Source organism: Caballeronia sp. LZ033 (assembly GCF_031451265.1).
GTDB lineage: Bacteria > Pseudomonadota > Gammaproteobacteria > Burkholderiales > Burkholderiaceae > Caballeronia.
Genome location: NZ_JARUXQ010000003.1, coordinates 431,971 through 452,828 on the forward strand (window position 1 = coordinate 431,971; position 20,858 = coordinate 452,828).

At 64.4% G+C, this 20,858-nt stretch carries 19 protein-coding genes; 9 read left to right on the forward strand and 10 right to left on the reverse strand.

Translation table 11 applies throughout. The features are described 5' to 3' along the window. Nucleotides 1-20: 20 nt before the first annotated feature. Together QCE62_RS23200 and QCE62_RS23205 are read left to right on the forward strand one after the other, a co-directional pair. Nucleotides 21-1,751, forward strand: a complete 1,731-nt coding sequence (locus QCE62_RS23200) for a TadG family pilus assembly protein (RefSeq protein WP_309923597.1) — start codon at nt 21-23, stop codon at nt 1,749-1,751. Between the two features lie 13 nt (nt 1,752-1,764). Then, on the forward strand, nt 1,765-3,156 hold the full coding sequence (locus QCE62_RS23205) for a sigma-54 dependent transcriptional regulator (protein ID WP_309923599.1): 1,392 nt from the start codon (nt 1,765-1,767) through the stop codon (nt 3,154-3,156). A gap of 132 nt (nt 3,157-3,288) precedes the next feature. Here the strand turns inward: QCE62_RS23205 and QCE62_RS23210 are convergent, their stop codons facing one another. From QCE62_RS23210 to QCE62_RS23240, 7 genes are all read right to left on the reverse strand, one after another. Continuing rightward, nucleotides 3,289-4,161 carry an EAL domain-containing protein gene (locus QCE62_RS23210; protein WP_309923601.1) on the reverse strand — a complete coding sequence of 291 codons (873 nt, stop codon included), beginning with the start codon at nt 4,159-4,161 and terminating at the stop codon, nt 3,289-3,291. 305 nt (nt 4,162-4,466) lie between these two features. Continuing rightward, nucleotides 4,467-5,423 (reverse strand): spore coat protein U domain-containing protein, encoded by a 957-nt coding sequence (locus tag QCE62_RS23215; RefSeq protein WP_309923603.1) that lies wholly within the window; start codon nt 5,421-5,423, stop codon nt 4,467-4,469. Next, a complete protein-coding gene (locus QCE62_RS23220; RefSeq protein ID WP_309923605.1) occupies nt 5,420-7,891 on the reverse strand; it encodes a fimbria/pilus outer membrane usher protein in 2,472 nt (823 codons plus the stop codon). Before QCE62_RS23220 ends, QCE62_RS23215 begins: the two co-directional genes overlap by 4 nt. A 61-nt stretch (nt 7,892-7,952) precedes the next feature. Next, complete coding sequence (locus QCE62_RS23225; RefSeq protein WP_309923607.1) at nt 7,953-8,696, reverse strand: molecular chaperone; 744 nt, start codon at nt 8,694-8,696, stop codon at nt 7,953-7,955. Nucleotides 8,697-8,734: 38 nt separating this feature from the next. Beyond that, nucleotides 8,735-9,244, reverse strand: a complete 510-nt coding sequence (locus QCE62_RS23230; protein ID WP_309815740.1) for a spore coat U domain-containing protein — start codon at nt 9,242-9,244, stop codon at nt 8,735-8,737. A gap of 176 nt (nt 9,245-9,420) precedes the next feature. Continuing rightward, nucleotides 9,421-9,708 carry a hypothetical protein gene (locus tag QCE62_RS23235; protein ID WP_309923609.1) on the reverse strand — a complete coding sequence of 96 codons (288 nt, stop codon included), beginning with the start codon at nt 9,706-9,708 and terminating at the stop codon, nt 9,421-9,423. Between the two features lie 124 nt (nt 9,709-9,832). Then, complete coding sequence (locus QCE62_RS23240; protein ID WP_309923611.1) at nt 9,833-10,954, reverse strand: sn-glycerol-3-phosphate ABC transporter ATP-binding protein UgpC; 1,122 nt, start codon at nt 10,952-10,954, stop codon at nt 9,833-9,835. A gap of 257 nt (nt 10,955-11,211) precedes the next feature. Between QCE62_RS23240 and QCE62_RS23245 the strand changes: the two genes are divergently transcribed. From QCE62_RS23245 to QCE62_RS23270, 6 genes are read left to right on the forward strand one after another with little or no spacing between them, the layout of a single operon-like run. Further along, a complete protein-coding gene (locus tag QCE62_RS23245; protein ID WP_309923613.1) occupies nt 11,212-12,582 on the forward strand; it encodes a sugar ABC transporter substrate-binding protein in 1,371 nt (456 codons plus the stop codon). Nucleotides 12,583-12,610: 28 nt separating this feature from the next. Beyond that, nucleotides 12,611-13,540 (forward strand): sugar ABC transporter permease, encoded by a 930-nt coding sequence (locus tag QCE62_RS23250; RefSeq protein WP_309923615.1) that lies wholly within the window; start codon nt 12,611-12,613, stop codon nt 13,538-13,540. After that, the gene (locus QCE62_RS23255) at nt 13,537-14,418 is read left to right on the forward strand and encodes a carbohydrate ABC transporter permease (RefSeq protein ID WP_309923618.1); all 882 of its coding nucleotides are present in this window, start codon (nt 13,537-13,539) and stop codon (nt 14,416-14,418) included. Before QCE62_RS23250 ends, QCE62_RS23255 begins: the two co-directional genes overlap by 4 nt. 34 nt (nt 14,419-14,452) lie before the next feature. Next, on the forward strand, nt 14,453-15,433 hold the full coding sequence (locus QCE62_RS23260) for a sugar-binding transcriptional regulator (protein ID WP_309815754.1): 981 nt from the start codon (nt 14,453-14,455) through the stop codon (nt 15,431-15,433). A gap of 10 nt (nt 15,434-15,443) precedes the next feature. Continuing rightward, nucleotides 15,444-16,193 carry an SDR family oxidoreductase gene (locus tag QCE62_RS23265; RefSeq protein WP_309923620.1) on the forward strand — a complete coding sequence of 250 codons (750 nt, stop codon included), beginning with the start codon at nt 15,444-15,446 and terminating at the stop codon, nt 16,191-16,193. 30 nt (nt 16,194-16,223) lie between these two features. Continuing rightward, nucleotides 16,224-17,261, forward strand: coding sequence for an NAD(P)-dependent alcohol dehydrogenase (locus QCE62_RS23270; RefSeq protein WP_309923622.1), 1,038 nt, complete (start codon nt 16,224-16,226; stop codon nt 17,259-17,261). A 17-nt stretch (nt 17,262-17,278) separates the two neighbouring features. Here the strand turns inward: QCE62_RS23270 and QCE62_RS23275 are convergent, their stop codons facing one another. Beyond that, nucleotides 17,279-17,644 (reverse strand): VOC family protein, encoded by a 366-nt coding sequence (locus QCE62_RS23275; RefSeq protein ID WP_309923624.1) that lies wholly within the window; start codon nt 17,642-17,644, stop codon nt 17,279-17,281. 94 nt (nt 17,645-17,738) lie between these two features. Between QCE62_RS23275 and QCE62_RS23280 the strand changes: the two genes are divergently transcribed. Next, complete coding sequence (locus tag QCE62_RS23280; protein WP_309923626.1) at nt 17,739-18,527, forward strand: aspartyl/asparaginyl beta-hydroxylase domain-containing protein; 789 nt, start codon at nt 17,739-17,741, stop codon at nt 18,525-18,527. Between the two features lie 5 nt (nt 18,528-18,532). Here QCE62_RS23280 and QCE62_RS23285 read toward each other — a convergent pair whose 3' ends face one another. After that, nucleotides 18,533-19,657, reverse strand: coding sequence for a VIT1/CCC1 family protein (locus tag QCE62_RS23285; RefSeq protein WP_309923629.1), 1,125 nt, complete (start codon nt 19,655-19,657; stop codon nt 18,533-18,535). A gap of 118 nt (nt 19,658-19,775) precedes the next feature. After that, complete coding sequence (locus QCE62_RS23290; RefSeq protein WP_309923631.1) at nt 19,776-20,780, reverse strand: zinc-dependent alcohol dehydrogenase family protein; 1,005 nt, start codon at nt 20,778-20,780, stop codon at nt 19,776-19,778. Nucleotides 20,781-20,858 lie beyond the last annotated feature (78 nt).

The window sequence follows — 20,858 nt, forward strand, 5'->3', positions numbered from 1 at the left end:
GCAGTTCCGCAGCCCACGTCATGAAAGCGCACCGCACCTTCCGACCGCACCTTGAGCGCCAGCGCGGCGCGGCGGCGACGCTCGCGGCGATCTGGCTCATCGTGGCGGTCGCGGCGCTGGGCGCGCTCGACATCGGCAATCTGTTTTTCGCACGGCGCGCGTTGCAGAGCGTCGTCGATCTCGCCGCCAGCGCGGGCACGCAGTCGCTGTCGAGTTCGTGCGCGCGCGCGACCTCCGCGGCGACCGGCAGCGCGCTCGTCAACGGCTTCGACGCCAACGCCGCCGGCAACAGCCTGAGCGTCACGTGCGGGCGCTGGGACACGCAGGCGAACGCCGCGCCCGACCATTTCTCGACCAGCGGCATGCCCGTCAACGCCGTCAAGGTGAGCGCGGCGCACATGGTGCCGTACTTCTTCGTCGGACCGTCGAGGCAGGTGACGGCGACGGCCATCGCCCGGGCCACGGACATCGGCTCGTTCTCGATCGGCACGACGCTCGTCAGTCTTGGCGCGGGCCAGCTGAATAGCCTGCTGAACGCGCTGCTCGGCACCAGTCTCAATCTGAACCTGGTGTCGTACCAAGGACTCGCGAACGCCCAGGTGCGCGTGGGCGATCTCGTCACGGCGGCGGGCGTCGGCACCGTGGATCAACTGCTCGGCCTGCAACTCAGCGCGGGCGATATCGCGAAACTCATGCTGAAGGCGCTGCAAACCACGTCCGTCGTGAACGCGAATCTCTCGACGGCGATCGGCGCGATGGGCGCCATCGTCAACGCGAACATTCCGGGCAACCAGACCATCGCGCTCGGCAGCAAGAACGGCTCGCCCGGGCTGCTGTCGATTGCGCTGGCGAACACGCAAAGCGCGCTCGACGCCACCATCAATCCGCTCGAAGCGCTGCTCGTCTCCGCCGAGATCGCGCAGGCGGGCAAGGCAGCCGTCATTCTGAAGCCGAGCATCGACCTGGGGCTGCTCGGTTCAGTGACGCTTTCGGTGCAGATCATCGAGCCGCCGGCGCTGGCCATCGGCGAGGCGGGGCAGGACGGCAACGGCAACTGGCGCACGCAGGCCAGCACGGCGCAAGTGCGGGCGGTCCTCGACGTGAGCCTCGTGAAGCTGCCGAACATCCCGCTCATCCCGTTGCTGAGCGGCCAGATGATTCATCTGCCGCTGTATGTGGATGCGGCGTCCGGCACCGCGTGGCTCGCCTCGACGCAATGCGCCGGTCCGCCGCTGACCCGGCGCTCGGTGATCGGCGTGCAGGGCGGCATCGCCAATGTGTGCGTCGGCGACCTGACGGCCAATGCGGCGTTCGGTGCCTGTTCCGTGCCCGCGACGATTCTCAACGTGCCCGGCGTGGCCAGCGTGAGCCTCGCCGCTGCCCTGCCCGCGACGATGCCCGCGTCGGCGGCGCCGAACATCACGTTCGACGGCGTGAGCGGCAACGCCGACGACTACCAGACCGTGCCGTCCGCGCCGGGCGCATCGCTTGCGAATGCGTTGAGCGGGCTGAACAAGAGCCTCTCGGGCACGCTGAAGATTTCTTCGCCCATCCTGCCGACCGTGCTGACCGATCTGTTGAGCGGCATCGTCACGGGCTTGCTGGGCGGCGTCGTCGCCACGCTGCCGCAACTGCTCACAGGCCTCGACACCGTGCTGCTGCCGGTGCTCCAGGCGCTCGGCGTGCAAGTGGGCGCGAGCACGATCCACGACCTGTCGCTGACCTGCGGCGAGTCGCAACTGGCCTATTGATTGATTGATCGACATGAGACAGAACACCAGAATCGACGGCCTCGACATTCACGTATGGGAGGGCAAGGCCGACATCGTCGAGCGCGTGGTGCGCGCGATGTCCGGCCAGGACGTCGACGTGCTGCGCGCCGACGGCACCGCCATCAGCGCGCCCCGCGACGCCGAGCGTCCCGCTCTCGCGATCATCAGCGTAAGCGTGATCGACCACGGCGCGTTCGTGCTGCGCGACTGGGAGGCGCGGCATACGATGCCGGTCGTGTGGGTCGGCGCGGCGCCGCGCGAGCGCGATCCGTCGGTGTTCCCCGCCGACTATTCGCACATCCTGCCGCTCGACTTCACCGGCGCGGAACTGCGCGCAATGGTCTGCAAGCTCGCGCGGCAACTGCGTGCGCATGGCGAGGATACGCAGGCGTCGGAGGATCTGATCGCGCATGCGGACTGCATGAAGGCGCTGCTGCATGAAGTCGATACCTTCGCCGATTGCGACACCAGCGTGCTGGTGCATGGCGAGACCGGCGTCGGCAAGGAACGCATCGCGCAGTTGCTGCACGAGAAGCACTCGCGCTACGGCGAAGGGCCGTTCGTGCCGGTGAATTGCGGCGCGATTCCGGACGGGCTGTTCGAGTCGCTGTTCTTCGGTCATGCGAAGGGTTCCTTCACGGGCGCGGTGATGGCGCACAAGGGCTATTTCGAACAGGCCAACGGCGGCACGCTGTTCCTCGACGAAATCGGCGATCTGCCGCTTTATCAGCAGGTCAAACTGTTGCGCGTGCTGGAAGACCAGGCGGTCACGCGACTCGGCTCGGCGACGCCGTTGCGCCTCGAATTCAGGCTGATTGCAGCGAGCAACAAGTGCCTGCCGCAGCTCGTGAAGGACGGTGTCTTTCGCGCCGACCTGTATTACCGGCTGGCGGTGATCGAGCTCAAGATTCCGTCGCTGGAGGAACGCGGCGCGCCCGACAAGATCGCGCTGTTCAAGGCGTTCGTCAGCGAAGTGATCGGCAAGGACAAGCTCGATACCTTGCCGGACCTGCCTTACTGGCTCGCGGACGCGGTCGCCGACATCTACTTCCCCGGCAACGTGCGCGAACTGCGCAACCTGGCGGAACGGGTCGGTGTCACCGTGCGACAGCTCGGCGGCTGGGACGAGTCGCGCGTGAAACGCCTGCTGGTGCTGGCGCGCAACCAGCAGCAACCGTCGGCGGGAGAAGGCGCAACCGACCTGCTCGTTGATCGCAGCAAGTGGGACATGAACGAGCGCAACCGGGTGATCGCCGCGCTCGATGCGAACGGCTGGCGCCGGCAGGATACCGCGCAGCATCTCGGCATCAGCCGCAAGGTGTTGTGGGAGAAGATGCGCAAGTTCCAGATCTTCGACGAGGAACCTGAAACCCGGCCGATGTAGCGCCGCGTCGCCGCATTCAAATTGCGGCGCACCAAAAAAAACGCCGGCGCACGCATGCGCCGGCGAAGTTCTGGCTTTACGAGGGCTGCCAGAAGCTCTTGGGAAACCGGTTCTAATTGCTGTACCTCGTTTTCATGCCGCGTTTGCAATGCGCATGGCGTGGCCAGCTTCGCGTCGTTTCGCGGGCGCTTTCGCCGTGCGCACGCCGGGCACCTGGTCGATGCCGAACGCCGGGCGCGCCAGGAAGAAGCCTTGCGCAAGCACATGCGGCCATTGCGCCAGCCACTGCGCCTGCGCGGCGGTCTCAACGCCTTCGACGACGATCGACACCTTGAGCCGCGTCAGCAGCGCGAGCACTGCCGAGAACACCGTGCAGGCATTCGGGCAGCTCGGCGCTTCGGCGAGCAGTTCCTTCGCGATCTTCACCGTGCCGAATTCGATCGGGCCGAGCGCCGCGAGACAGGCATAACCGGTGCCGAAATCGTCCATCGAAATATTGACGCCCTTGTTGCGGAAGCGGCGCACGAGCTTCTTCATGCCCGGAAAACGCGCGAGATCCTCGCTTTCCGACAGCTCCAGTTCGAGGCACTCCGGCGCGACGCCATGCGCGCGGCAGATGCTGTCCATGCGCTCGGCAAAACCGGGCAACGCCGCGATGGACGGCGGCACGTTCACTGCCACCGGATAGTGCGCGCCGCCGGCGGCGCGCCACGCGGCCATGTCGGCGGCCACGCGGTCCATCACGAACCAGGTGAGTTCGAGCATCACATCGGCGTCCTTGAACGCCGCGCAAAATGCGCCTGGCAGCTGCAGTCCGAACTCCGGATGACGCCAGCGAATCAGCGCTTCCATCTGAGCGAGTTCGCCGCTGTCCACCCGATAGATTCCCTGATAGGCGATGCAGAACTCACCAGCCCGCAGGCCCTGGAGTACGCGATGCCTCAATGCATGATCTGAGTCCGGCGCGGCGATCGCTGCGGGCGAGCCGTCTGTCGTTCTTTTCATGCTGATTCCATCCCTCCCCGTTGGTCACGCAAGGAATTGCAGGAGTCGTGCCAGACGTGCGGGCCAGAGGTGATGTCTCGCGAATTCTCCGCGTGTTACGGCTGGATAACGTTTGCGGCGGTGTTTCGTCCTACGGAAGGCCCGGTGGAGTATGAAACGGATGCTTCAGTTACGTAACGTCCCGCCCGTGTTACGCCGCTCGGGGCGGAAAACCTCGCTGGCCGGGACTTCGCGCTTTTGCCGGACCTTTTGCAAGTTGTACGAGCCATGCGTTGAACTTTTGTAATCCGGACGCGTGGCAGAGTTCAATACGTGATGGTCGCGATGATCGTATCGGTATAAGTGCCCGCGCTCGGCGTGGTTTGCGGCGGCACTCGGCCGTAGACGGTAATGGACTGATTCGAGCCCGTGCCGGTGCCGCTCGCGATGCTCGTGCCGTTCGTGCCGTCGCCCCAGGGGAACGTGAGCGCGGCATTGGTGTAGAGCTGGTAGCGGACCTGCTCGCTTCCTCCGCCTTTCGTCATGCGCCGGTCCGCGACGCTCGCGCCGCTGCCGCTGCCCGCCGAGAGTGTGATCGAGTAAGGGTCCTGGTTGGTGCACGTGACGCTCAGCGTGCCGCTCGCGGTGAGCGCGCCGTTCAGCACGCCCGCCGCGCCGAAATTGATGTTGGTCGCGGAAAGGGAGCAGTCGTTGATGACCGTCGCCGATACGGCGAACGAAAGCGGCGTGGAGTTCGCGGTGACCGTCGAGCAGCTGGGCGGCACCAGGACATACGCCTGATAGTTCATTTCCGCCTGTGCCGTGCCGCTGAACAGCGACAGATAGCTTCCTGCAACTACCGTGTTCTGTCCCGCGCCAACCCGGCCATAGATGGTGATGCTCCGGCTCACCGAGGACTGGCCGATCGGAAAGGTCAGGTCCACGGCGACCGGGTCGAAGGACGACCCGCGTGATCCCCAGACCGTGGTCAGCGCGGCATCGGTAAGAAGCTGGTACGTCAGCGTATTCGCGCCGCTGGTGAGCACGCGAGGCAAGATGGTCGAGCCGCCGCTGCCCGTGCCGAAACCGATGCACACGCGCACCGGCGGATTCAGCGCCGCCGGCGTGCAGGTCAGATTTACCGTGCCCGTCGCCCGCACGTCCGTCGAGGTGGCCGGCGTGACCGTGCCGAAGTTCACACCCGACACCGTCGCGCTGCACACCTGCGCCTGCGCCGTGGCGCTCAGCAGCAGGAACGCGAAGAACAGCACGATGCGCTTCATGGCGCCGCCGTTCCGCAGGTGAACGGGCCGAGCGTCGGCAGAGCGTGGGCTTGCGCCTCGTAGGGCACCTGTAGTTCGCAGTGCTTGCCCGCCGGCGCCGCGTCGATCGTATTCGTTTGCGCGAGGTCGTCCACGAAGGCGAGGCCGTCGTAACCCACGATGTACTGCTTGCCGGTCTCGCGATGCGTGATCTGCGTTCCCACGGGCAAGGGCTGGCCGTTCGCACTCAGAAGGAGCAGCTGCGCGCCATGGAAGCCTTGCAGCGGGAAACGCGCGAGCACGCCCGCGCGCGCCTGCGGGGCGAGATTCAGCTGCGTGGTGGCGACGGCGGTATCGGCGGGAAGGCCGAGCGGATCAATGGCGAGATGGTTCGCCTGGTAGGAAACCAGGTCCGGCACCAGCAGATGCCCCGCCGAATTGGTCCTGCCGATTTCGCGATTTTCATGCAGCACGGGCACGCCCGCCACGCCGTCCGTCGAGACGAGCGCGAAGGCGTCGTCGATACGGCGGCCCGCGAGCACGTCGCCGGCCATCAGGACGATGGAGCCGGATGCGTCCAGTTCGCCATAAGTGCGTGAATCGACATTCGCGACGGACGCCAGCACATCGCCGTATCGGCCGCGATAGGTGCCCTGCGCGAGCGACTGCTGGATGCCGTTCTGGCGCGCGGTCTGGACCTGCCAGCCGAAGCCGCCGCCATAGTCGGCCGTCTTCGACACCGCCGCGCCGAAGATCGGCTTGCCGTGATCCGTGCCGGCATTGACGCTGCCGTTCAGCGCGCCGCCGAGCACGAAACTCAGCGCCACGAAGACGCCGGTCGTGCGGGTGTCGCCGAAGTCGTGATAGACGCTCGCGGACAGCGACGCGCCGCGCGGCAGACTGGTCGTATAAGCCAGCGAGCCGATGCGCGAATCGCCGTAATACGGATCGTCCAGGCCGACGAAGCTCGCGCTCGCCGTGCTCGACGAACCGAGCGCGCGCAGCGGTGCGGCGAGCGTCGCGCGATAGGTCGCGCGCGGCACGGGCGTGCCTTCGGCGGCGGCCAGGTCGCTGTAGTGCGGCGTGGCCCGCTGCGCCTGCAAGTCGATGGAAATGGCCGGCGTGCGCCATTGCCAGCCCGCCGCGATCTGGAAGCCGCTGCCGCCGGTCGGGGCTTGCTGCGGAATTGCCGTGGCTTGCGGGGCAATCGACGAGAAGCCGTTGTAGTAGCCGGCCGGATAGACATAGCGCGGCGCCGGATTCTCGCCGCCGTTGCCCGCGCTGCCCGCCACCGCCACATTCAACACGCCCCACTGGCCGATGCCGAACAGCATGCCGACGCCCGCGTTATAGACGCCGCGCGTGATTTCGCTGTGCGCTTCGAGCGTGAATTCGTCGGTGATGCCGCGCCGCAGCGACGCCGACAGCGACGGCTCGCCGGCGTAGTCGAATGACTCGAGCGAATAGGCGCGCCGCACGAAGCCCGCTTCCACCGAAAAATCCGTGAGGCCGCGCGCGAGCAGGCGGGCGTCGATGTAGAGCGGCACCGTGGTCATCACGCTGCGCCCGAGCGTATCGCGGCTCACGATGACGGCTTCGCCCGCGCCGTTGATCGCGGGCACCGCATTGATGACGAACGGTCCCGAAGGCGCATTGCCGCTGAACTGGCGCACGTTGTTCACATACAGGTCGACCGCGCTCGGCACGGCCGCCGAGCCGGCCAGCGCGGGCACCGGATAGGTGATCAGGTCCGGCCGCAGCGAGAAGTCGCGCGACACCTGCGCGCCGCCCATGCGCACCGGCCGCGTCCACGTGAGCGAAGACGAGATGGTGTCGCCGAGACGCGTGGTCACGAGCGTGTCGGTATTCGAATGGGTCCACGAGGTATCGAGCCGCACGTAGCGATGCCGGTCCTCATACCAGTACGCAGTGCCCGTGTTGTCGAACACGCCGCCCGGATAGAAGAAGCGCTGCTCGCTGAAGAGGCCGTATTGCGTCGGCGAGTTGGTCTGCACCGTCGCGTCGTAGTTGATGACGAGGCCGGTGCCGGTGGCGGCCGTCGGCGGGCGCGCGGGCGTGTTGGCGAGCGCGGCCGGCAGACGGCGGGAATCGTTGGTTTCCAGGTTGATGCGCTGCCGCTCCGGCTGGTACGTGTAGCGCAGGCCGGGGACGAAGCCGAGTCCGACGCGGCCCTGGGCGTCGGGACGCAGGTCGTCGGTGCGCAAGCCGAGGTCGCGTAGCTCGTTGATCGTCGTGTAGATCATCGTGTCGGTGATGAAGAACTGCGCGATCTTCTGCGTCGACACGCCGTTGATGGCCACTTCGAGATACAGCTCGCCCGTGGCGCCGCCGCCCGCAACGGGGAAGCCGCCGCGCAAGGCGGCAAGCGTCGCGGGCAGGTCGCCGGCGGCGAGCGTCGCCGGCACGTCATCGGCGCGCGCCGGCACGCAGGTCGAAGTGAATACGCAGACCGGCAGCACCCAGCGCATGCGCCTGAAGGCATGCCTGCGAGTGTGGCACGAGTGCCGGTGGGGCGAGCGCATCCACGGGTCACTGATCAGGTTGCGGTCCGACGACGCTCACGGGCATCGTCACCGGTTCGCCGTTCACGAGCGCCTTGAGCGTCGCCGAGGTCACGCCCGAAGGTGCGCCCTGCACCGGCCAGCGGCGCGCCGCGTGCGGCAGGGCGTATCCAAGGAGGCCGGGGGACACCTGGGTCGAATGGCCATTGGGCCAGTCGAGGTGGACGCGGCTCAGTTGCGCATGGAGATCCGTGTGGTTCGCCGCGCGCAGCATCAGGGTGTCGTGGCCGTCCGGCGCTTCAGTGCGTTCGAGCGACAGCGCAAGTGCAGGCACCTGGTCCTCCTTGGCGCCGACGAACACCGGCACCGAATAACGCAACTGCATGCGTACGCCGGTCGAGGAGGCGGCCTGGCCGTTCGGCAATTCGTCGATCAGCAGCCGATAGGCTTCCTCGCGGACCAGCGGGGTCGTGCTGACGCGCAAGATGCGAACGGTCTGATCGCCACCCGGCGCGACATTGACGATAGGCGGACTCGCGACGATGGCAGAAGTGCGGTCCAGATGATCTGCATCGATCGTTTGCGTCCATGCGAACACACGCACCTGCGCGTAGAGCGGCACGGTGCCGTCGTTATGCAGCGTGAGGGCGGCGGCGGGTTTCTCGGCGGACAGGTCCAGCCGGATCGGCGAAACCTGAAGCGCGGCGCCCCACGCGCTGCCCAGCTGCGAGAGCGTGAGCAGCGCGAACGAGTACAGCAGCCCCCGCCTCACCCGGCGGAGGACTCGACCTGCCTTCGGATCACGCATACCTAAAACGTGATGGTCGCGGTGACCGTCGACGTATAGGTACCCGCTGCCGGAGTGGTCTGCGGCGCGACGCGGCCGTACACCGTCAGCGTCTGTGCCGCACCGTTGCCGGTGCCCGCCACCGTGTCCGTGGCGACCGTTTGCCCCCAGATCAGCGTGCGGGCGGCGTCGCGATAGAGCTGATAGGCGACGGTCGGAACCGGTGTGCCCGTTCCGCCCAGCAAGCGGGCGGGGATGGTTGAGCCGGCGACCGAGCCTGCGTCGAGCCCGACGTTATAGGCCGCGCCGTTCGAACACGTGACCGACAACGTGGTGGTCTGGTCAATGTTCGCGGCAATGACGCCCGAAGTACCGAAGTTCAGCGGATTCGCTGTGATGTTGCAGTCGTTCTGCAATGTCAGGGAGACCACGAAAGTGGTGGTCTTGGTAGCGGCTCGCGCTCCGAAGGGAATAAGGGGCCCCGTGGCTAACGCGAGTGAAATGAATGAAACCGCAATCGAGTGGCGACGCATTCTTCACCTCAGAATATTTTTTTATTGATATGTCCGTGTTCGACAACGTTTGCGCCGTTAGCGCAAAAGCGGTCTACACCTCGGTGGACGTTTCCATTCTTGTTCAATCTTCACACCGAAGACGTAACCGTTTGTAACGAAAGCAACAGATTAACGGAATGCTGCAACGCACTCTTTTAAAAGGCGATTTCTACAACGGCTCTGTTTCGTGTTTGTGTTTTGTCAGCTTCGGCGACCTGGAAATCGGCGAAGTATTGTCCGGTAAGGACGCGATATTGCCCCGCTGCCGAGCAGGCGACGGCGGGCCGACGGGCGTCGGTATCGAGGGTGCAGACTTCGTAGATGGTCAGCGAAACAGCGAGCTCGGCGCTGGTCGCGGCGAGCGTGGAGGGCGCCGCTCCGAACACGAGCAACAGGGTGAGCACCGCGGCCGACGCCGCGAGCGAGCGAATTCGAGATGCCATGGAGTTCACGAGACACGAGGTGAAGTCGGCCGCGAAGCAGGACGGCCGAGTGCGCCAGTCGGCGCGTGTTCTCGTTTACGGCAAATCCTCCATTAACTTGACGAAACGCAGCCGTTTCGGCGTGTCAGGCCGTGGCCGTCTGCGCCACCGGCCGCATGCGTTCGAGCGCGCTGCCGTCTTCGCGGAACAGATGCACGTGGCGAATGCTGAAGCCCGCGTTGAGACGCTGGCCTTCCACGGCGCTCGACTCGCCCGAGCCTTTCACCTGGATCACGAGACCGTTGGCCAGACGCAGATGCAGCAGCGTCTCGCCGCCGAGATGCTCGATCACCATGACCTCGCCGGTCAGGCCGCTGTCGATGTCGCCGCCGCATGACTCGATGAAATGTTCCGGCCGGATGCCGAGCGTCAGCGTCTCGCCTGCCTCGAGCGCGCCGGCGGCAAAGGGCAGCGTGAGCGCCTCGCCGCCCGGCAGCTCGATGGTGACGCCCAGATGGTCCGCGCGCATGACGCGCACGTCCATGAAGTTCATTTTCGGAGAGCCGATGAAGCCGGCGACGAAGCGGTTATGCGGCGTGCGATACAACTCGAGCGGCGAACCGATCTGCTCCACGCGTCCGTGATTCAGCACGACGATGCGATCCGCCATGGTCATGGCTTCGGTCTGATCGTGCGTGACGTAGATCATCGTTGCGTTCAGTTGCTTGTGCAACTTGATGAGCTCGAGGCGCATCTGCACGCGCAGCGCGGCATCAAGATTCGAGAGCGGTTCGTCGAACAGGAAGACCTTCGGCTCGCGCACGATGGAACGCCCGATCGCCACGCGCTGGCGCTGTCCACCGGACAGCGCGCGCGGCCGCCGTTCGAGCAGCTGGCCGATCTGCAGGATTTCCGCCGCGCGCTGCACGCGTTCCTTGATCTGCGCTTCGGGCAGCTTCAGCATGCGCAGCCCGAATGCGATGTTCTCGTACACCGACATGTGCGGATAGAGCGCATACGACTGGAACACCATGGCGACGCCGCGCTGCGACGGTTCGAGTTCGGTGACGTCTTCGCCGCCTATCAGGACTTGCCCGGAGTCGCAGCGTTCGAGACCGGCGATGGTGCGCAGCAAGGTGGACTTGCCGCAACCCGAAGGGCCGACGAAGACCATGAACTCCCGGTCCGTGACTTCGATCTCCACGCCCTTCAGCACGTCCACGCCGCCGAAGGTCTTGCGGATCTGCTGCAAATGAACTGCGCTCATGCGTTGTCTCCAGTGTGCTGCTGCGGCAGCGCAGCATCGGATGCATCGGCGATTTTTGTTCTTGACAACCTGTTCGGGCCAAAATATACAATTGTAAAACCGAAATTACAAGTGAAACGGAGCGTATGATCCGAAGCCGAACGAGGCTTCGTGACAGGCTCGTTGCACGCTCGTTGCACGTCTGGGAGCGCAGCAAAGAAGCACGAACGAACTGAACCCGACCGCATACCCGCTCGATAAAAACCAAGGAGACAGGCATGAAGAAGCGCTTCATCCCGGCCACGCAATTCGGCCCGATCAAACACATCGCGGCAGTGGCGCTACTGGCGGCAAGCGCTGCGTTCGCGGCATCGAATGCGCAAGCCTGGACCTTGAAGGAAGCCGCCCAGCCCTACTCGGGCACCACCATCAAGGCCATCTTCCTGGACCGTCCCGGCTACAAGGCCGCGCAACAGCTCATTCCGCAGTTCGAGAAAGAGACGGGCATCAAGGTGCGCTGGGAAGTCATTCCCTACGAGAACACGCGCGAGAAGGAAGTGTTGAACTTCGTCGGCGGCGGAGATCAGGACATCGTGCTGGTGGACGTGGTGTGGATCGGCGAATTCGCGAGCAACAAGTGGCTCGTGCCCATCAAGAAGTTCACCGACGACCCCAAGCTCGCGGATCCGAACCTGAACCTGAAGGGCTTCTTTCCCATCCTGCTCGATTCGTTCGGGTCGTGGGACAAGGTCACCTACGGCCTGCCGTTCGATAACTACTCGGGCCTGATGTTCTACAACAAGTGCATGTTGAAGGACGCGGGTTTCGACGCACCGCCCAAGACCTGGGACGAACTCCTCAACGTCTATGCGCCGAAGCTCACGAAGGGCGACAAGTTCGCCTTCGCGCTGCAATCGAGGCGTGGCGAAACGCAGTCGGCGGACAGCTTCATGCGCGTGCTGTGGCCCAACGGCGGCTCGCTGCTCGATGCGAAATTCAAGTCGAACCTGATGTCGCCGCAATCGCAGGCGGGCCTCGAATACCGGCAGAAGCTGATGAAATACATGCCGCCGGGCATCGTCGACTTCGATCACGCGGAAGCGGTGAACGCGCTTGCGCAAGGGCAGGTCGCGATGATCACCGAATGGTCCGCGTTCTATCCCACGCTGACCGATCCGAGCAAGTCGAAGCTCGGCAACTGTCTCGCCATTACCACCGAGCCGAAGGGCCCGGCGGGTCTGAAGCCCGCGCTCGGCGGCTTCTCGCTCGCGGTGAACGCGAAGTCGAACGCGAAGAAGCAGGCGGCGTCCTGGCTCTTCATCCAGTGGATCACGTCGGAAGCCATGGCGAAGCCGTATCTCGATGCGGGCGGCGTGCCGGCGCGCATGGCGGTGTACGAGGACAAGGCCGTGCAGGACAAGTATCCGTTCGTCAAGCCGATGGTCGAATCGTGGCAGGGCGGCGTGCCGGATTACCGGCCGCGTTTCCCGGAATGGCCGGCGGTGTCGGAAGTCATCGGCGAATGGGGCAGCAAGATGATGCTGGGCCAGGTGACGGTAAAGGAGGGCGCGCAAACCATCGGTCAGAAGACCGAGGACATCCTCAAGAAAGCGGGCTATTACGACGGCAAGAAGCCTTTGCTGAAGTAACCCGTTCACAGGAACCGGAGGCGATCGAATGGCATCACCCGCACTGCACGCGAGAGGACCGCGCAAGCCCGCGCGCTATTTCGGCATCCTGCCGCGTTCGCCCGCCTTCTGGTTCCTGATTCCCGCCATCGCCGCGCTGGCGATCATTGGCATCTATCCGTTGCTGCTCGCGCTGTACAACTCGTTTCATCAGTACAAGCTCGCGGATCTGGGCTCGGGCACGCCCTTCATCGGGGTCGACAACTACATCGCCACGCTCACCGATCCGTCCTTCTGGGGCGCGCTCGGGCGCACCGCGCTGTTCCTGTGCGTGACCTTGCCGATCGAAGTCGCGCTCGGGCTGTTCGCGGCGCTCATGCTGCATCGGACCGAACTGCCGTGGATGCGCGCGGCGGCCCGCGTGAGCCTCGTAATTCCGATGGCAACCACCTACGCGGTGGTCGGGCTCATCGGGCGGCTGATCTTCAATCGCCAGTTCGGCGTGGCGAACTACCTGACGGGTCTGATCGGCATTCCGCCGCAGGACTGGCTCGCCGACCCGACGCTTGCCTTCGTCTCCGTGATGATCATGGATATCTGGCAATGGACGCCGTTCTGCGCGCTGATCCTGCTCGCGGGACTCTCCATGGTGCCGAAGGAAGCGGAAGAGGCGGCGCGTCTCGAGACGCCGAAGTGGAGCATGATCCTGTGGCACTTGCAGCGGCCTTATCTGCTGCCGGGTCTCACGGCCATCCTGATCCTGCGCTCCGCCGACATGTTGAAGATGTTCGACGCCGTCTTCACGATGACGCGCGGCGGACCCGGCGCCGCGACGGAGTTCATCAGCGTGTACATCCAGCGCGTGGGCTTCCGGCTGTTCGACCAGGGCATGGCGTCCGCGCAGGCCATCATCCTGCTGGTCCTGACCATCGTGCTGTCGCGTCTTTACATTCGTTTCGTGTATCGGGAGGCTGCGTGAGTTCATCTGTCCCGCAGGCGTCGAATGGCGCCCTGTCGTCACGCGCGAAACGCGCCCGCGCCGCGCGCAGGCGCGTCACCGTATGGCATTTCCTGGGCCTTCTGGTGGTGTTCCTGTCGTCGGTCTTTCCGTTCTACTGGATGGTCACGACGAGCCTGAAAAGCCAGGCCGATGCGCTCGCCTACCCGCCGAAGTGGCTCTTCTCGCCCACCTTGCATCACTACTCGGCGGCGCTGTTCGAACATGATGTCGCGGGCAGCCTGCTGAACTCGCTGATCATCGCGAGCAGCACCACCGTGCTCGCGATCCTGCTCGGCGCCCCCGCTGCCTACGCGCTGGCACGCTATGAATTTCGCGGCAAGGAGGACCTGTGGTTCTGGTTCATCTCGAACCGCATGGTGAGCCCCGTGGTGCTGGCCGTGCCGTTCTTCCTGATTGCGACGAAGCTCGAACTGGTGGATACCCATATCGTGCTGATCCTGCTTTACCTGACGTTCTCGTTGCCGATCGTCGTCTGGATCTGCACCGATCAGTTCCGCAACATCCCCATCGAACTCGACGAAGCCGCGCGTCTCGACGGCGCTTCACCCTGGCGCGTGTTCTGGCGCATCAACCTGCCGCTCGCGATGCCGGGCATCGTCGTCTCGGCAATCTTCGCGTTCATCTTCTCGTGGAACGACCTGCTGTATGCGCTCGTGCTGACACGCAGCGACGCCATTACGTCGCCGGTGGCGGCAACGAGCTACATGAGCGGCTATGAATTGCCGTGGGGCGAGATCATGGCGACCGGCACGCTGATCGTCCTGCCGATGGTGGTGTTCGCGCTGGCCGTGTCCGGCCGGCTGGTGCAAGGGCTCACGATGGGCGCGGTCAAATAGAATCACGGCGACCATCATTGAACACTGGAGCAACATGAGCAAGAGCGCACCGACCATCGCCGTGGCGGAAACCGACGAGGCCATCGATTCTGAAGAGGAATTGCAGGCGCGCGTCGCGTGGCATTACTACGTCGGCAACCTGACGCAGCAGGAGATCGCGCAGCGCATCGGCAGCAACCGCGTGCGCGTGAACCGGCTGCTGGCCGCGAGCCGCGAATCGGGTCTCGTGCAGATCACGATCAACAGCAAGATCGCGCCGTGTGTCGCGCTGGAAGAGGCGCTCGCCAAGCGCTTCGGACTGGAGTGCGCGGTCGTCGTGCCGACCGGCGCCGACACCGAAGCCAACAATGCGGCGCTCGGCATCGGCGCGGCGAACTATTTCTCCCGGCAGATCAGCGCGGGACAGACCATCGGGCTCGGCTGGGGCCGCACCATTCGCGCGGTGCTGCGCGCCATGCCGCAGCGCTCCTATGGCGCCATTTCGGCGGTGTCGCTGCAAGGCGGGCTGTCGCATTGCCCGAGCATCAATACCTTCGACATCGTCTCCGACTTCGCCAACATCTGCCGCGCGGACAGCTATCTGTTTGCCGCGCCAATCTATGTGAGCAGCCAGAAGGCACGCGACGTGATCCTGCAGGAAGAGACCGTGCGCGAAACCTATGAACTCGCGCGCAATGCCAGCCTCGCGTTGCTCACCGCAGGCGACTTGACCGAGTCGCTGGTCGTGACCTACGGCATCGACAACCCCGAGCAGCTGCGCACGCTGCAGAAGGCTGGTGCGGTCGGCGACATGCTCGGGCACTTCATGGATGAAGACGGCGAGCTGATCGATCATCCGCTGAACCGGCGCACCGTTGCCATCACGCTGGAAGACCTGCGCAAGATCCGCCGCGTGGTGCTCGTGAGCGGCGGCAAGAAGAAGTTTCATGTGACGCGCGCGGCGTTGCGCGGACGCTATCCGTCCGTGCTCGTGACCGATGAAGAAACCGCGCAGCGCCTGTGCGAGACACCTTGATACCTGACCCATGAGCTCGACCATCGACAGGAATCGCGAGTTTGCCGGCAAGACCGTGCTCGTCACGGGCGCGGGCAAGGGCATTGGTCATGCGACCGTGCATCTGCTGACGGAGCGCGGCGCGCGCGTGATCGCGCTGAGCCGCAGCCCCGCCGATCTCGATGCGCTGCGCAACGAGACCGGCTGCGAAACCATCGCCGTGGATCTCGCCGATGCCAACGCCACGCGCGAGGCCGCACGCAGCGCGCAGCCCGTGGACCTGCTGGTCAACAACGCGGGTCTCGCGGTGCTGCAGCCGTTCCTCGAAACGAGCGTCGAAGCCTTCGACCTGACGATGAACGTCAACCTGCGGGCCGCAATGATCGTCGCGCAGGAATGCGCGAAAAACATGATCGAGCGCGGCGTCGGCGGGTCGATCGTCAACGTGTCGAGTCTCTCGGCGAACGTGGGCTTTGCGTTGCATGCCGCGTATTGCGCATCGAAGGGCGGCATGGACGCGCTGACCCGCGTGATGGCCACCGAGCTCGGACCGCACGGCATTCGCGTGAACGCGGTGCTTCCCACGGTCACGATGACGCCGATGGGCGAACGCGCCTGGAGCGATCCCGCCAAGTCCGGCCCGATGCTGGCGCGCATCCCGATGAATCGCTTCGTGCAGCCGCTCGAAGTGGCGCGCACGATCGCTTATCTGCTCGGTGAGGATTCGAGCATGGTGAGCGGCGTGAGCCTGCTTGTCGATGGCGGATTCCAGGCCTGCTGATCCCGCTTGTTCAACATCAAAGGAAAGATGATGGAAGCACTGGTTCTCGAGGAAGCAAGGCGCATCAGTCTGCGCCCGTTCAGCCTGCCGCAAGTGGTGGGACCGCGCGATGTGCGCATCAAGATTCACACCGTGGGCATCTGCGGCAGCGACATTCATTACTACCAGCATGGGCGCATCGGGCCGTTCGTCGTCAATGAACCGATGGTGCTCGGGCACGAGGCTTCAGGGACCATCGTCGAAGTGGGCGAGGAGGTCACGCACCTGAAGACGGGCGACCGGGTGTGCATGGAGCCGGGCGTGCCCGACATGGAATCGCGCGCCTCGCGCGAGGGGCTGTATAACCTCGACCCGAAGGTGCGCTTCTGGGCCACGCCGCCGGTGCATGGCTGTCTCGCGCCCTATGTCGTGCATTCGGCGGCCTTCACCTACAAGCTGCCGGACAACGTGAGCTTCGCGGAGGGCGCGATCGTCGAACCGCTCTCTATCGGACTGCAAGCCGCGAAGAAGGCCGCGATCAAGCCGGGCGACGTCGCCGTGGTGCTCGGCGCGGGCACGATCGGCATGATGTGCGCGCTGGCCGCGCTCGCGGGCGGGTGCAGCCGCGCGATCGTCTGCGATCTGGTGCAGGAGAAGCTGGATCTGATCGGCGGCGTGCAGGGCGTGACGCCGGTGAATATTCGCGAACGCCGTGCGCTCGACGTGGTCAAGGAACTGACCGATGGCTGGGGCGCTGACATCGTGTTCGAGGCGAGCGGCAACGAGAAGGCCTTCGACGGCATCGTGGACCTGCTGTGTCCGGGCGGCTGTCTCGTGCTGGTCGGCATGCCGCAGCATGCCATTCCGCTCGATGTGGTCGCGGTGCAGATCAAGGAAGCGCGGATCGAATCGGTGTTCCGCTACGCCAATATCTTCCCGCGCGCCATTCAGTTGATTGCCTCCGGCAAGCTCGATGTCAAGCCGTTCATCTCGCGCACGTTCCTGTTTGCGGAAGGCATCAAGGCATTCGAGGAAGCGGCGAGCGGCGTGCCCACTGACGTGAAGGTGCAGATCGTTCTGGAAGAGTGATTCGCGGAGCGCCCGGGTCAGAACAGCGCCTCGGCGACGTGCCACAGCACGCCGGAAGGATCGAACACGAAGCCGACCTTCATTCCCCAGCTCTGCACCGCGGGCGGACGCGCGGGATTGACTGGAAAGCTTCCGCTCAGCGCGGCAGGGTTCGTGTCGCGCCACCAGGCATCGAGATCGCGCACGAGCATCTGCAACATGAAGTTCTCGGCCAGTTCCTTCACGTAGAAGTTCTGCAGGATGAAGCTGAAGCCTTCGGACTTCAGCATCGCGATGTTCTCGTCCTGATGCGTGATGCGAAAGCCGAGTGCTTCATAGAAGCGCTTGGACAACTCGAAGTCTTTAGCGGGAACGAAAGGGCGCAGCGAAAGAAGTTGGCTCATTCGGAAGGTCGGCGAAGTCAAAACGGCAGTGTACCGCGCGCGTCACTCGGTACTATGATGTAACGGTCACCGTGGATCATCGCCGAGGCCGAATGTGAAACGCAAGGATCTGCTCTACATGCTTGTTCTGTCGATTCTTCTGTTTTTTGCGCCGGCCTTCTGCATAGCCTTCATTGCATGCGGATTCGCCGACTTCCAGCGCAGCCGGCAATTCAATCTCGCGAGCTGGCGTCGCTACTTTCTCGGCAATGGCCTGCTCACGTGGGTGCTGTCGCCCTTCAATCTTTTGGTGGATCTGATGTGCACGCGCAATCGCGGCATCTATGTGCTTGCGGATTTGCCCGAAGGGCATCAGGAAGAAATTCGTCACGTCATTGGCGCGTTCCGGAAAAACCTGCCTTATGTTCAGGCGCATCTTGCCGCGCAGATGCCCGACAAGCGCCGGGGCATGTGCTTCGCGCGTTGGTATGGCGTGCCGGTGGAAAGCTCGATCGACTTGCCTGAATTCAGCCGCAGCTTCAAGTATGTGCAGACCATCGGCATATCTGTGTTCAATGAGCGGCAAAGCACCTCGGTCCATTACGGGCCTTTGCGGCTCACGTTACGTTGCCTGTATAACCTGAATCCGGTGCAGGACGAGAACGTTTATATCAATGTGGCGGGGCATCGGCATTACTGGCATGACGAGCCGCTCTTCATCTTCGACGATACCCTCGTGCATCAATCCATCAACGATTCGGACCGCCTGCGCTATTGCATCTTTCTCGACGTGCTGCGGCCCACGCACTTCGGCCGGGTGCTGCATGCGCTCGTGATGGGCGTGCGTTTGAGCGTGATGTCGGTGCGACGCGTGTTCTATGCCAACTGGGAGATGATTCGCTGATTGAGTCACGACAGCGATACGCCGAGCAGCTTGCCCAGTCCATAGGTGCCGCCCGCCGCCACGAGTCCGATCAGCACTTGCCTTGCCGCTGAAAAAAGCGCGCTGCGTCCGTTGAACAGTGAAGTAAAGACGCCGATGCCCGCCAGACCCAGCGCGCTCAATGCCATGCATTGCGCAATGCCGTTCGTGCCGCTCGACCAGAGAAAGGGCACCGCAGGAAACATCGCGCCGATGGCGAACAACGCAAACGACGCCAGCGCGGCCGTCCACGGATTGCCGCCGAGTTCGCGTGGATCGAGACCCAGCTCTTCGCGTGTGAGGGTATCGAGCGCCTTGTCCTTGTCGAGCATGATCTGCGCGGCGATACGGCGCGCTTCCGCTGGTTCAACGCCCTTAGCCTGATAGATGAGCGCGAGTTCGTGGCGCTCGGCGTCGGGCATGTGATCGAGTTCGTCTTTCTCTTTCGCGATCTGCGTGCGCGCCAGTTCCCGTGCGTTGGTGACGGACAGCCATTCGCCGAGCGCCATCGACGTCGCGCCGGCGATCAGGCCGGCGAACGCGGTGAGCAGGACGGCCCGGCTTCCGGCGCCGGCGCCCGCGACGCCCATGATGAGACAGAAGTTCGATACGAGGCCGTCGTTCGCGCCGAGCACGGCAGCGCGCAGGTTGTTGCCGGAGGCCACGCCGCGATGCCATGTTTCGGCTGCAGCAATCGCGCTGCCCTTGTCGAGTCCCTTGTTGCGGCTCACCACGTCCTGCACGATGTCCGCGTGATGGCGTTCTTCCATCGACATCTGCGCGGCATCGGGTTGTCCGGCGTACTTGTCGCGATCGGCCATCTCGTTCGCCGCGACTGAGCGGAGCACGAAGTCAGGTCCGAACACGCTGGCCAGCGTGCGCATGATGCGCGTTTTCAGGCTCAGGCGATGCTCACGAATGGGCACGCCATTCGCCTTGAGCTTCGCCGCCCAGATACTGGCGTGACGGCGCTCGGCGTCGGCCAGTTCGGCATAGACGCGCCGTTTGTCTTCTTGCGGTTCGGCTCGCGCCAGGGTGTCGTAGAGCGCGGCGCTGTCGAGTTCATCGGCGAGATTGGCCGTGAAGCGCCTGAGTTCAGCATGCGAAGCCATGAAATCACCTTGGATGTTTCGTCTTGTACCTCTCAGGGTAATGACGAAGCCGTTCGAGGTTGCCAATAGCCCCATAAGCCACGCTAAGTGCGAATGTCTTCGCGTCTCATCAAGCTGCTCAGGAACTCAGTTGAGCATCCACGTCCACCACGATCTTTCCCTGCGCTGCACCGCTCAGAAAGGCTTCATACGCGGCTTCCGCGCCATGCAGATCGAAGCGGCGCGGGTCCACGCGCGGCGCGAGCCTGCCCGCTTCAGCGAGTCGCGCGGCTACACGCAGCATCTCACCGTGATGAGCGCGATGTTCTCCGGTCAATAGCGGATACAACGTGAACACGCCCGAATAGCTTGCTTCACGGAAGGACAGCGGAGCCAGCGCATGATTGCCCCATCCGAGTGCGCTGACGACATGGCCGAAGTGCCGGACCGCTGCGAAGGATGCGTCGAGCGAGGCGCCGCCGGCCGTGTCCACCACGATGTCGAAACCGGCGCCTTGGGTATGTTCGGCGACGTAGTGTTCGGCGCTCACAGTCTTGTAATCGATCGGTGTGGCGCCCAGGCTTTCGATAAAGGCGTGATCCTTCCGGCTGGCGGTGGCAAACACCTGTGCGCCCAGAGCCCGGGCAAGTTGCACGGCGACGTGTCCCACGCCGCCGGCACCGCCCTGGACCAGCACGGTCTGTCCGGCCTGCACGCGCGCACGGTCCACGATGCCCGCATGAGCGGTGATGAAGGCGAGCGGCAGGGCGGCCGCATCGTGCAAGGAGAGATTCGCGGGCTTGTGGGCGAGCAGCGCGGCATCGACCGAGGCGTATTGCGCGAGCGAACCCTGTATGCCGCCGACGCCGCCGGTCATGCCATACACGGCATCGCCGGGTTTGAAGGCATCGACGCCGGGTCCGACTGCTTCGACGATGCCCGCGATGTCGATGCCCAGCACGAGCGGCAGCGGATGCCGTGCATGCTCTGCGGCGCCTGCACGAATCTTGGTATCTAGCGGATTGAGGCCGCTTGCGGCAATGCGCACAAGTACTTGCCCGGGGCCGGGTTCGGGACGAAGCATGTCGACGAGTTCGAGCGGGCCGTTGTGCCGGTTCAGAACAAGTGCGTGCATGGTGGGCATCGCGAGCTCCTTGAGAGGTTGAACGCTGGTTTTGTTGCGCTCATACTCAGTCATGCAGGCAAGCATGTAAATCCACAG